Annotated in this window: 8 protein-coding genes; 4 read left to right on the top strand and 4 right to left on the bottom strand. The window is 49.5% G+C overall.

The annotated features are described in order from the left end of the window. Window positions 1-4: 4 nt before the first annotated feature. The 4 genes from D6024_RS01935 (at window position 5) to D6024_RS01920 (ending at window position 8,446) form a co-directional block, all read left to right on the top strand. The gene (locus D6024_RS01935) at window positions 5-1,375 is read left to right on the top strand and encodes a peptidylprolyl isomerase (RefSeq protein WP_121352517.1); all 1,371 of its coding nucleotides are present in this window, start codon (window positions 5-7) and stop codon (window positions 1,373-1,375) included. Between the two features lie 161 nt (window positions 1,376-1,536). After that, on the top strand, window positions 1,537-3,387 hold the full coding sequence (locus D6024_RS01930; protein ID WP_162944474.1) for a PAS domain-containing sensor histidine kinase: 1,851 nt from the start codon (window positions 1,537-1,539) through the stop codon (window positions 3,385-3,387). A gap of 60 nt (window positions 3,388-3,447) precedes the next feature. Continuing rightward, window positions 3,448-5,295 (top strand): amidophosphoribosyltransferase, encoded by a 1,848-nt coding sequence (locus D6024_RS01925; protein WP_121352515.1) that lies wholly within the window; start codon window positions 3,448-3,450, stop codon window positions 5,293-5,295. 244 nt (window positions 5,296-5,539) lie between these two features. Next, window positions 5,540-8,446 (top strand): glycoside hydrolase family 3 N-terminal domain-containing protein, encoded by a 2,907-nt coding sequence (locus D6024_RS01920; RefSeq protein WP_121352514.1) that lies wholly within the window; start codon window positions 5,540-5,542, stop codon window positions 8,444-8,446. 64 nt (window positions 8,447-8,510) lie between these two features. Here the strand turns inward: D6024_RS01920 and D6024_RS01915 are convergent, their stop codons facing one another. From D6024_RS01915 to D6024_RS01900, 4 genes are read right to left on the bottom strand one after another with little or no spacing between them, the layout of a single operon-like run. Continuing rightward, window positions 8,511-8,789, bottom strand: coding sequence for a hypothetical protein (locus tag D6024_RS01915; protein ID WP_121352513.1), 279 nt, complete (start codon window positions 8,787-8,789; stop codon window positions 8,511-8,513). Continuing rightward, a complete protein-coding gene (locus D6024_RS01910) occupies window positions 8,786-10,705 on the bottom strand; it encodes an nSTAND1 domain-containing NTPase (protein ID WP_121352512.1) in 1,920 nt (639 codons plus the stop codon). Before D6024_RS01910 ends, D6024_RS01915 begins: the two co-directional genes overlap by 4 nt. Continuing rightward, a complete protein-coding gene (locus tag D6024_RS01905; RefSeq protein WP_121352511.1) occupies window positions 10,696-12,042 on the bottom strand; it encodes a hypothetical protein in 1,347 nt (448 codons plus the stop codon). Before D6024_RS01905 ends, D6024_RS01910 begins: the two co-directional genes overlap by 10 nt. Window positions 12,043-12,060: 18 nt before the next feature. After that, the gene (locus tag D6024_RS01900) at window positions 12,061-12,558 is read right to left on the bottom strand and encodes a toll/interleukin-1 receptor domain-containing protein (RefSeq protein WP_162944473.1); all 498 of its coding nucleotides are present in this window, start codon (window positions 12,556-12,558) and stop codon (window positions 12,061-12,063) included. Window positions 12,559-12,562 lie beyond the last annotated feature (4 nt).

Below are 12,562 nucleotides of genomic sequence, written 5' to 3'. Positions count from 1 at the left end.
TGTTATGAAGAAACTCTTTTTTCTCCTGTCCGGCATTACCCTCGCAGTAGCTGCGTTTGCGCAGCCAAAGAAAGTGGTGGCCGATAAAATCATTGCCGTTGTTGGCGATCGTATCATTTTAAAATCCGACATCACCAACGCCATTGCCGATATGGCCCGCCAGGGCACCACTGTTCCGGAAAACGCCAATTGCGCGGTACTGGACCAGGCCCTGGTTTCGAAGGTGCTGATGATGCAGGCAATGAAAGACTCGCTTCCCGTATCCGACGACGAAGTGGAAGCAGAACTCGACCAGCGGGTGCGCTATTTTGTGAACCAGTACGGCAGCAAGGAAGCGCTGGAAACCATGGCCGGCAAATCCATCTACCAGATCAAGGACGATGCCCGTGAGTCGGTAAAAGAAAACAAGCTGGCGCAGGCCATGCAGCGCAAGATCGTGGATGGCGTGAAAGTGACTCCAGCCGAAGTCAAAGCATATTTTGATCGCATTCCCAAAGATTCGCTGCCGTTTTTTGAAGCTGAATACCAGATCGGCCAGATCATCATGTTCCCCAAAGCATCCCGCGATATGGAAACCTACATCGTGGGAGAGCTGGCCAACTACAAACGCCAGGTGGAAAACAAATCCGCCACTTTTGAGTCGCTGGCCAAACGCTATTCGGAAGACCCGGGCTCCAAAGACCGCGGCGGCCAGTACCAGATCAACCGTACCGACAAGAGCTGGGATCCGGCTTTTGTATCGGCCGCCTTCCGCCTGAAGGAAGGACAGATTTCCAATCCGTTCAAGTCCAAGTTTGGGTACCATATTTTGCAACTGGTCGAGCGCAATGGCGACGAAGCCATCGTCCGGCACATCCTGCGGGTACCGCCGGTGAATGATGAAGAAATCGCTGCGGCCACCCAAAAAATGGATTCGGTTCGCAACCTGCTGGTAAAGGGAACCATGGATTTTAATACGGCAGCCGGTAAGTTCAGTGATGACGAGCAGGCAAAGTTTGCCGGTCCTTACCTGACAAATCGCACCGGCGAATCACTGGTGACCATCGACGAAATGGACAAATCGATCGTGAGTGTTCTGGGCAAACTGAATGTCGGCGACTTCTCGCAGCCGATAGCCTTCACCGACGAGCAAAGAGGTAAACGCGGCGTTCGCCTGATCTATCTTAAAAGCAAATCGGAACCCCATCGCATGAACCTGCACGACGATTACAACCGTATTGCCACGGCAGCGCTGGAAGAGAAAAAATACAAGGCGCTGGATAAATGGATGTCCACGCACATCAACACCCAGTACATTATGCTGGACTCCGATGAGGCCACCTGCCCGCAACTGAAAAAATGGGCTGATGCTGCAAAAACATACGCATCAAATTAACGCAGCCGGATAAACGTATACAACCGAACAGGGAAAAAGCCTGTTCGGTTTTTTATTTTTGAGGAATGCCTTCCGGTGATGGGCAACCGCGGAGAATTCCTTTCATTTTTTGCATGAAACGTTTATTTTGTGCAGCAATAGTCCTGAAATACCGATTTCCCATGAATGCCGATCCCTCTTTATTGATTCCCCGTTATGAAGAATTGGTGCTGCAAAACATCTCCGAAAGCATCATCATCACCGACCTGGAATTTACTGTGCAATCGTGGAACAGGGTAGCCGAACATTTTTTTGCGATCAGGGCTGCCGATGCCATTGGGCGCCGGTTAAGGGATTTGGTGCACTTCACCTTGTACGAAACCGACAGGGACGAAGCGCTGCAGCAATTGTATCAGAACAAGATCTGGCGGGGAAAAGTCTCTTTCACAAACGCAAGGGGCGAGACGTATTTCTTTGCGCAGACGGTTAAATTCATTGTCGATCGTGATGGACGCGAAGTCGGGATTATGGGATTGGGACATGACATTACCGATAAGCAGCGGGCCGAAGACAAACTGGTGCAGAGCGAACAGTTTTACCGGGCCTTGATCGCCGACTCACTTGACCTGACCCTGCTTCTCAATGCCGAAGGTGAAATCACGTATGCCTCGGCTGCCATCAGGCGCATTCTTGGTTATCGTGAAGAAGACGTTCTTCATACCAGTGCCTTTCAATACATCCATCCCGAAGATTTAGGCTGGGCCCTGCAATCGTTTGAGCGGGAGGTAGACGAAAACCCGGTGATCAAATTCATCGTGGTGCGCATCCTGAAAAAAAGCGGCGACTGGCTTTGGTGCATGGTGCGGGGACACAATCTTTTGGCCAATCCGGCCATCAGGGCCCTGGCTGTTTACATCCACGACGATACGCCCCGCCTGAATGCGACCGAAGCCCTGAAGCAAAGCGAAAAGCGCTTTCGAACCCTGATCCGGGATTTGCAGATCGGCGTTCTGCTGCAAGATGCACACGGTCGAATTGAAATGACCAACCAGGCCACCTGCAAATTGTTCGACATAAAGGAAGAGGAAGTGCTTGGCGGCAAAGTGTGGGAGTTGTACGATGACGTGACGCAAGAAGATGGCAGCCGCTTCCAGCAGAGCGAACGGCCTTCGTTCAAGGCGATCCAAAGCAAACAACTGGTGAAAGACGTGGTGATGGGTGTGTGGAACTGGAAGCAAAAAGAACGCGTCTGGTTGATGGTGAATTCTGATCCCATCCTGGACGAAGCCGGCAACGTGTTGCACGTGGTCAGTTCGTTTACCGATATCACGGAAAGAAAAAAACTGGAACGAAAAAGTTTTGCCGAAAAGATGGCGCACCAGCGGCAACTTTCGCAGGCCACCATCGAAGGGCAGGAAAAAGAACGGCTGGAGATCGGCAAGGAGCTCCACGACAACATTGGTCAGCAACTGACCACTGTAAAGCTTTTCCTGGATATGGCAAAAACCACGGCCGATGAAAAAACACTGCTGGTCGTGAACCAGGCCTTGCGGGGCGTGTCGGAAATCATCAACGAAGTACGGTCCATGTCCCGCTCTCTCGTTCCGCCTACGCTGAAAGATCTTGGCCTGATCGACTCGATCAACGACCTGATCGAATCGTTCCGTTCCACACAGTCGCTGTCCATTGAGCTGGATTATTTCGACTTCGACGAAGACCAGGTGCCGGATAACAAGAAACTGGCGCTGTACCGCATGCTCCAGGAGCAACTGAACAACATTGCCAAACATGCCGATGCCCGCCACGTTGCCATCATTCTCCGCCAGACACCCGGCAATATCCTGCTCCAGGTCAAGGACGATGGAAAGGGATTTGACATCAACAAAGTCAAGCGCGGCTTGGGGATTGCCAACATCAACAACCGCGCAGAAGTCTTTGGCGGGAACGTTTTGCTGAATGCTGCGCCGGGAGAAGGATGTGAGATGAATGTTTGCCTCCCCAACAGCACGGTGGCGAGTTTTGGCCAGGTGTGATTGGTCCTCCCGACTTTCTAACGTTTCGCTAAGGCGGTTTGCCGTAATTTTGGCCTCCTCATGAGCGACGCTATCAAACACGAGTGTGGACTTGCCTTTTTACGTTTGCGTAAATCCTTCGCACATTACCAGCAAAAATATGGTTCAGTTCTCTGGGGTCTGAACAAGATGTACCTGCTGATGGAAAAGCAGCACAACCGCGGCCAGGATGGTGCGGGTGTGGCAACGGTAAAGCTGAACGTGGAACCGGGTTACCCGTTTCTGTCCCGGATCCGCAGCAATGAATCGCAGCCGATTGCCGATATCTTCAAAAAGATCGGAGAGGAGTTCAACGACCTGCAGAAATACAACAACGACATTGGACAGTATCCCGGCTTGCTGAAAGGGCACCTTTCTTTCCTCGGCGAGTTACTCTTGGGGCATTTGCGCTATGGGACGCAGGGACGAAACAGCGTGGAGTTTTGCCACCCGTTTATCAAGCGGCACACCATACCGGCCCGTAACCTGGCCCTGGCCGGAAACTTCAACCTGGTGAACACCGACGAACTGTTTGAGCAGATTGGCATGGAGCCCGGAAAGTTTCAAAAGCAAAGCGACCTGGCGGCGATGATGGAAGTGATTCATCACCACCTGGTAAAAGCCGATGAAGCCAACCCGCAGCACCTCGACATCGTTTCCGTTCTCAAAACAGCCCTCCCGCTTTTCGACGGCGGCTTTCATGTGGGTGGACTGATCGGCAACGGAATGGGCTTTGTGTTTCGCGATGCACACGGCATTCGTCCTTCCTATTATTTTATTGATGATGATATCGTGGTAGCGGCCTCGGAACGAGCTGCTATCCGAACGGCCTTCAACGTGGGTGAAAACGAAGTGCAGGAGCTGATGCCTGGTCAGGCACTGATTGTTTTTGAAGACGGATCGGTGAAAATTGAACAAGTGGTGGCAGCCAAAGAGCGCAAAGCCTGCTCGTTCGAACGCATTTATTTCTCCCGTGGTTCGGACGAAAAAATTTACCGCGAACGGTCGCAGCTTGGCTACAACTTAAGCAAGCAGGTGCTCGACGCGGTGAATTACGATTTAAAAAACACCATTTTTTCCTTCATCCCCAACACGGCCGAAGTGGCGTTTTACGGTCTTACCAAGGGCTGCGAAGACTACCTGAACAAAATAAAGCTGGAGCGCATACTGTCGTGGGGGAACAGCGTAGACCCGGAGAAGCTGGAAGAAATGATCAAACGCCGGGTGCGCATGGAAAAAATTGCCATCAAGGACGTCAAGATGCGCACCTTCATCACCGAAGATGTGAACCGCAATGAAATGGTGCAGCACGTGTATGACATTACATACGGTACGGTGCGAAGGGGTGAGGATACGCTGGTGGTGATCGACGATTCCATTGTGCGGGGAACCACGTTGCGGGAAAGCATCATTCGCATGCTTTCGCGGCTGGATCCGAAGCGCATCATCGTTGTTTCGTCGGCGCCGCAAATCCGCTACCCGGATTGTTACGGAATCGACATGAGCAAGATGGGCGATTTTGTGGCCTTCAATGCGGCCGTGGACCTGCTGAAAGAAAGGGGCAACGAATGCCTGCTGCAAACCCTTTACGAGCAGTGCAGGGAGTTGCACGCCAAAAACGAATTGCACACCGTGAACGTGGTCAAGCAGATCTACAAGTCCTTTACCAACGACGAGATCACGCAAAAAATCGCGGAGCTCATTACTCCCAAGGGTCTTCCCATACCGGTAGACGTCATTTACCAGACAATTGAATCACTGCACGCTGCTTGTCCCAGTAACCTGGGCGACTGGTATTTCACCGGTAACTATCCCACGCCGGGCGGCAACCGCGTAGTGAACAAAGCCTTCATGAACTACATGGAAGGCCGCAACGAAAGAGGGTATTGAATAGCGAACAGAAGAGTAAGGCGTGAGGAATGTTGAAGGACATTCCTTTGCTCAATCCTCGTTTTGAGTAGCAGCTTGGCCAAAGATTAAAAGCAAGGATAAACCTGAGTGCGTCAACTTTCGTTCTTCCTTGCTCCTCTGTTCTTCTGTTCCCCTGATCTTCACACCGAATTATGGTTTGATTTTGAAGCTTTTCGCAGCTTCGTTAGTCCGATTATCCTAAATTGTGTCAGCTTTGAACCGTATGAAGAAGTTTGCCCTTGTCGTCACCTGTTTTTCCATTTATTTATTGTTCACGCAGTACAGCGGCCGCACCCCGGCCGACCGGTGGGTGGACAGTGTTTCTTCGTCCCTTTCGAAAGAAGAAAAAATTGCGCAGTTGATGGTGATCCGTGCCCACAGCAATCTTGGGCCCGATCATGTGCAGCAGGTCACAGACCTGATCAAAAATTACAACGTGGGTGCCCTTTGTTTTTTCCAGGGCGGGCCGGTACGCCAGGCAAATCTCACCAACTTTTACCAATCCATTTCCAAAACGCCGCTGATGGTCACCATCGACGGTGAATGGGGCCTAGGCATGCGTCTCGATAGTGTGCTGAAATATCCTTTCCAGTCGACGCTGGGTGCTCTCCAGAACGACAAGCTGGTGTACGAAATGGGCGTGGACATTGGCGAACAAATGAAGCGCATGGGCGTGCAGGTGAATTACGCACCGGTGGTCGACATCAACAACAACCCTGCAAACCCCGTGATCGGTTACCGCTCTTTTGGGGAAGATAAATACAAGGTGGCACAGCTCGGCGTAGCGTATATGCGGGGCATGCAATCGGCCGGTATCATGGCTTGTGCCAAGCATTTTCCCGGTCATGGCGATGTGGCTGTAGATTCACACCTGGATCTGCCGGTAATCAACAAAAGCAGGGAGCAACTGGATTCGCTGGAGCTCTATCCGTTCAAGCAGCTTTTCAAGGCAGGTGTAGGCAGCGTGATGATCGCTCATCTTTCCGTGCCATCAATTGATAATGCACCCAACCGCCCGACATCACTTTCCAAAAACAACGTAACGGATTTACTGCGTGACGACCTGTATTATGAAGGTCTCACGTTTACCGACGCCCTTGAAATGAAAGGCGTGGCCAAATATTTTGGTGGCGGCGAAGCAGCCGTCGAAGCGCTGATCGCCGGCAATGACATGCTCTGCCTGCCGGAGAATGTTCCTGCTGCCATCGATGCGGTGAAGAAAGCGATCAAGGAAAAACGGTTAAGCTGGGACGTAATTAACAAGAAAGTGCAGCGGGTGCTGTATGCCAAGTACCAGCTGGGACTTGATAAAGCACCGGTGATTGACACCACCAACCTGCTGACGGATCTCAATGCCAGGACAGAAGGGTTGCGGCAGCGGGTAGCGGCCAATGTTATTACCGTAATGCAGAACAAGGCGGGCCTTTTGCCTTTTGTTGCCAAAAATCACATGGCCTATGTGGGGCTCGGCACGGCGGAATTGAACACGTTCGGCCAGCGGCTGAAGGCCGATTTCAACACCGATACCTACCTGCTGCCGTACAACGACAGCACCGGGAAAGCGGGTGCCATCCTTGAGGCCATCAAGGGCGGGAATTATGACCGTATTGTCATTGGCCTGCATAATTATTCCAACAAGCCTGCCGGCAACTACGGAATTTCCCCGGCTGCAATTGACCTGGTCAGCAGCCTGCAGGCATACAATGCCGTCACTTTTGTGTTTGGCAATGTGTATGCGGCGCAAAATTTTTGCAGCGCTTCTACCCTGGTTGCGATGTACGAAGACGATGGCGTGTTTCAAAATGCGGCGGCTGATTTTCTGCAGGGTAAATTGTCGGCAAAAGGAACGCTGCCGGTAAGTGTCTGTGATCTGCCGTATGGAAGCGGCATTGCCCTCAACACGTTTGTGCCTGTCGGGAATACGCCGGCCTGGGCGCCAGTGGATGCCATTGCACAGGAAGGCCTGGTAAAAAAAGCCTATCCCGGTGCCGTGGTGCTTGCCGTGCAGAACGGTGTGATCAAATACCACAAAGCCTTTGGACATTATGCGTTTGATCCTGCTTCGCCTCCGGTGACACTCGAAAGCATTTACGACCTGGCGTCCGTAACCAAGGTTTCGGCCACCACGATCTCGCTGATGAAGCTGTACGACGAAGGAAAACTCGACCTGAATAAAACACTGGGCGATTACCTGCCCATCACCGTTGGTACCGACAAGGCGCCGTTGCTGATCAAAGACGTGTTGCTGCACCAGGCCGGGCTCAATCCCTATATTTCGTTTTACAAAGAAACCATTGAGAACGGAACCGGGCAGCCATCGCCGGCTTTTTACCACGAAAACCCCGACAGCCTTTTTTCGATCCCCGTGGCACGCAACGTTTGGCTGCGCAGGGACTGGAACGATACCATGCTGAAACGCATTGTCGACAGCAAACTTGGCCCGCACGGAAAGTACGTGTACAGCGACAATGATTTTATCCTGCTGGGTAAAGTGGTGGAGGCCATCAGCGGCCTGCCGCTGGATCAGTATGTGCAAAACACGTTTTATCGCCCAATGGGCCTGGCCTCTACCGGTTTCAAGCCCTGGCAGCGGTTTACGCCGGATGGCATTGTCCCGACCGAGGAAGAAAAATATTTCCGCAAGCAACTGCTCCAGGGATATGTGCACGATGAAGGCGCAGCCATGTTTGGCGGTGTGTCGGGGCATGCCGGTCTTTTCTCCAATGCATACGACCTTGCCATGCTTTACCAGATGCTGCTCAATGGCGGCTCCTTTAACGGCGAACACTATTTGAAAAAAGAAACCATCGACCTGTTTACCGCTTATCATAGCGAGAACAGCCGCCGCGGCTACGGCTTCGACAAACCGGAGAAGGACAACGCAACGAGAAAAGAGCCTTATCCTTCGGCCCTGGCCTCGCCGGAAACCTTTGGCCACACGGGCTTTACCGGCACTTGTGTGTGGGTCGATCCGAAAGCGGATATCGTTTATATTTTCCTGTCAAACCGGGTGTACAATACAAGAGCCAACAATCTCCTGGGCCAATTGAATATCCGTGGCCGCCTCCAGGATGCGATTTACAAGGTGCTGGAGCAGGAGCAGAAAGGAACGACGGTGAAAGGGTTTTGATCTTCCGCCGAAACGCATTTTCATTCAATTAGGTTGATTCAATCAAGGAAATGCTGTCTCTATTCTAATACCTTCTTTGAATCACTTTTACCCGGACAACTTTCTGGCTTGTTTCGTTGATTAGTGCGTTTAATTGAGCGAGCTGAACCTGTGTTAAATTGGCGCAATACTTTGCTGCCTGATATTGTTGCAGTGCCAAGTTGTATAGACCTTTTAACTTGTAGTTGTCACCAAGTGTTTTATACTTTGTAAAACATTCCTGTTTGTTTTGCGCATGCAACGTTTGGACACAAAAAAATAACAGGATAAAAAGCGATGACGGAATTAAAATGTTTTTCATCATTTTAAATATTTTTTACTGTTGAAATAAGCAATGTCGGCAGAATCAAACGAAATATGATTGGCGGTGGCAAAAGCAAAAAGCGAGTCAGCGTTGTGATACACGGTTTTTGCTTGCGTCTCTCGTTTGGCACCTAAAAAACAGGACACAGCATTCATTGAAAGAGTAAAATATTTTTGAATTTTTTGACTCACGTCATCAAGTAGTGCCGGGATATTTTCTGATTCGCTTAAAGTCGGATCAGCCAAAAAGAACCCTTTCTTATAGGTTATAAAAGCCTGTCGTAACTGCTGGCTTGCGTCGTAAAAAGTTGTAAAGCTTTCCAGGTCTCGTGGATCTTCCGAATCGGGAATCAGATTATTGTCAAGCAATATCAGCGAATCGGCAACTTGTTGCAGTGCATGACCCTTATTCATAAGCACATGAAGGGTTTGCAGCGAGTTAATCTGTTGCTGCAACTTACTTGCGCTATCGTGTAGCCCGAGAGAAATAAAAGTCGCGCTGTCTTGCATTAGTATTGAATGTGCAAGGTCAAACTCACCTTGTAAAATGAATGCATTAGCTGTTGCGATCTTTGCCAATGCGTTTTTATACTCTGTTTTTTTGTTTTGGTTATAGAAATAAATTGTCGCACCTATTACAAGAATTAAAGCGAAAGTGCCTAGAAAGAGCAGAGTGTATTTCCGACGCTTATTGTTTTGTTCCCTTTGTTGCTTTGATTTCAGAATGGATGGCAACAAGCGGTCGTGGCTTATCTCCACATAACGGTCATTGTCAATCCTGATCAGGCGGGTGGTGTTGAGCAGGTAGTCCAGTAATTCTTTTGAATATCCTTCTTTGACTAAAAGCACTTCGGGAAGACTTATTCTCCTGTCCTCGACAATGAGCTTTTCTTCAACCAGCTCGATGGCCTTTTTCCGGGTCGCTTTGTCGACGATGGATTCTAACTGGCGGGTATAATAATTTTTGGTAATGCTATCCAGCCCCGCCTCGCCGCCCAGTTCTTTTTCCGTGATCAGGAGGCCATTTCCAGCTTTTTCTTTTTCACTACGGCCGATAATCCTTTTTTCCAATTCCTGGGTCAGGATCTGTAGTTGGAAACCTTCTACCTCGCCTTCTTCATTTTTGAGATAATTGCTGATTTCTTTCAGTGCTGCCGGTTGAATCTCAAACCGGGGAGAGGCAAAGCCATTCGTTGGCAAATGCGCCGGTTCCAGGATGGCTTCTTCAGCCTGCGAAGCATTTAATGGTTTCAGGTGGTACCGGTTGCGAAGGATGAGGGGAATTTTTTTCGACAGGTCGTCCAAGAGCTTCAACTTGTCGGCACGAATCAGGAACAACATTTTCAAACGGGCAGGTGTGTAATACTTCAGTTCTTCTTCCGTCGGATCTTCTTCTCTGAATTTTTGCTTCATTTCCTCCTTCACGTAATCCGGCAGGTACTCGTTCAGCAGATCCGCTAATTCGGCAATGCATTCCTCGCGGGCTTGTTTAGAGTGGTTGAAAAATTCTTCAAACTGGTCAAAGACAAACAAGGGCAACTTTCCGTTGAAATCGCAGCGTTTAAAAAGCCGCCACAACTTATGCTCCCCGGCAGGCGCTGTCGCATCGGTGGGATTCACATATTCGGACAGCTTTTTTACAATGATTTTCAGTGGCGGTATGTCCGGGTTCTGAAAACGAAACTGGATGGGCAGTATGTTTTCCTGCACCAGTTCCGGAATGATTCCTGCGTTGAGCAAAGACGTTTTGCCAATGCCCGAATCGGCAAACACAACAAAGATGTCATAGGCCTTGATGGCCTGGATAAGGTCGAGTGTTTCCTGCTTGCGGCCATAGAAAATATCGTGCTGGCTGGCTTCAAAGAATTTGGTGCCGGGATAGCGAAACCTGGTTTTATTTTCAGCATCTACTCCCATAAAATTTTGGTAATGGAGGTGGCAATTTCTTTAAGTACGGCATCTGTATCCTGTTGCGACCGGACCGGTAGGCGGCTCTTTGGTAAAATGTTTCGTTGTGGCAGGTTAACAAGGGGCGTTTCTTCCCACGGACAGGCACTTTCAATTACGGCAAACACCTGTTTGGTATTTTTTGCCGCCAGGGCCGGTTCCAGATCCGATGCATAATTGTCGTTGAGAAAAGGTGCGTTGATCAACAGCACAAGACCATCGGCTGCATCGACTTGTTCTTTTTTTACTTTTTCCGGCAAGTCGCCGCCTTCGATATCGTCTTTGGTCCATATGGACAATTCCTTTTTTTCAATCCATGGTTTAAATTGGTCGATCAACGAATAGGCAAGTTTCTCTGCTGAATCATCAAAAGCGATCACGATTTTTTTCGGTTGCTTTGGGCCCTTTGGTTGATGGGTTTCTGTATATATTTCCCAAAGCTTGTTCATGAATTCTTCTGAATTGTTGTCGACAAAGACAAAGCCATAGCGCTTTTGGTAAAACTCTTTTGTAGGCAGCGAAAACCCAGGTGATTTGTACCGGGGAGAAAAGGTCCGTGACTCTTTATTCATTTTTAAGACCTCCATCAGCAGCCGGAAATACCAGTTTTCAAGGTTGCAATCCAGAAAAATGTACGTCTTTTTGCTATCCAGCCGGCTGATGAGACATTCCGGGATCTTTGGGTTACCGCTCAGTAAATTCAATACAAATTCTACCTGTTCTCCTTCGGTTAAAACAAGCGAATCGACGTTGTAATCCGTTCCATCGTTCACAAGGGCCCCAAAGAGATTGTACACCAAAAACTGGTGGTTGTCTGCTTTTAGCTCGATTTCTTTGCTGCGGTAATGGTAGTAGGAGAAAACGTCGTCGGGCCTTAGCGCATTCTGGAAAAAATTATCAGGTTGCATGTTGATGATCGTGTTCCAGGGCAACTGCAGGATCGTTTTGTACAGTGAGGGAATGCGATCGGTAGATTCGGCTTTTAGTTTTTCAACTTCGGTTTTGTACAACGTACAAATTTTTGCTTCCAGCCTGGGACGGAAGTTGTTTTTGGTTTGCAAATACCGTTGAGCGATGTAATAAAGATCCTGGTTTGGCGGGAGGTCAATGGCGGGGTCTTCCTTCTTCAACAGTTGGGCCAGGTACTCCGAAGCAAGACTGTAAAAATCAAGCTTGTCATTTCCCCTGGAATAAACCGGAAGAGCGGGACCTAAAAACAGCACACATTTTTTCCCCGCCATATCTTCAACCAGGTCGTCCCAATTGATGTCCTTCTTCGTTTGCGGCCGGTCCACGAAAGTTTCCATCTCTAAGCGATTTAGTAGTTAACCAATGCTTGCCAGTCGTTGTTTCCAGTTCCGGATTACCCTGTACACTCCATTGACGACTTCCAGGAGTGCCGTGTTTCTGTCGGGGAAGTCAGTTATCGGTCTTCCTTTTCGGGGTAAGGCCTGGAACTGGACGATCGGTGTTTGCATCCAGGCACACGGACTAAGAATAATAGGTATGGCCGTGACTTCGTTTTTCTCCTGCCGTTCCAGCGTGTTTTGCACTTCTATATTCCAGACGTAATCGCTGGTTAAAAAATAGGCGCTGATCAACATGAGTACAATGTGGGCACTGTGCAGCTTGTCTTTAATTTCCTCGTCCCATTTCAGCCCTGGCTCCAGGTAGCCATCCTGCCAAAAATCTACGTCTTTATCGCTGATGGTAAGTACTTTCAATTGCACCAGCAACTCGTTCATCAAATCGACATCCTTGCTGGAGTAGGAGATAAACACCTTCACCTTGCCATTCTGATTTGTTGAGCTTGAGTTGTCCATTTCA

This window comes from Flavisolibacter nicotianae, assembly GCF_003628535.1.
Lineage (GTDB): Bacteria > Bacteroidota > Bacteroidia > Chitinophagales > Chitinophagaceae > Flavisolibacter > Flavisolibacter nicotianae.
The sequence above is the reverse complement of the archived record's forward strand: the minus strand, read 5'-3'. Positions and strand labels throughout refer to the sequence as shown.

What these genes read in the sequence shown, in the direction of transcription:
- D6024_RS01935 (WP_121352517.1), top strand. Translation starts at nt 5, where the DNA reads ATGAAGAAACTCTTTTTTCTCCTGTCCGGCATTACCCTCGCAGTAGCT.
- D6024_RS01930 (WP_162944474.1), top strand. Translation starts at nt 1,537, where the DNA reads ATGAATGCCGATCCCTCTTTATTGATTCCCCGTTATGAAGAATTGGTG.
- D6024_RS01925 (WP_121352515.1), top strand. Translation starts at nt 3,448, where the DNA reads ATGAGCGACGCTATCAAACACGAGTGTGGACTTGCCTTTTTACGTTTG.
- D6024_RS01920 (WP_121352514.1), top strand. Translation starts at nt 5,540, where the DNA reads ATGAAGAAGTTTGCCCTTGTCGTCACCTGTTTTTCCATTTATTTATTG.
- D6024_RS01915 (WP_121352513.1), bottom strand. Translation starts at nt 8,789, where the DNA reads ATGATGAAAAACATTTTAATTCCGTCATCGCTTTTTATCCTGTTATTT.
- D6024_RS01910 (WP_121352512.1), bottom strand. Translation starts at nt 10,705, where the DNA reads ATGGGAGTAGATGCTGAAAATAAAACCAGGTTTCGCTATCCCGGCACC.
- D6024_RS01905 (WP_121352511.1), bottom strand. Translation starts at nt 12,042, where the DNA reads ATGGAAACTTTCGTGGACCGGCCGCAAACGAAGAAGGACATCAATTGG.
- D6024_RS01900 (WP_162944473.1), bottom strand. Translation starts at nt 12,558, where the DNA reads ATGGACAACTCAAGCTCAACAAATCAGAATGGCAAGGTGAAGGTGTTT.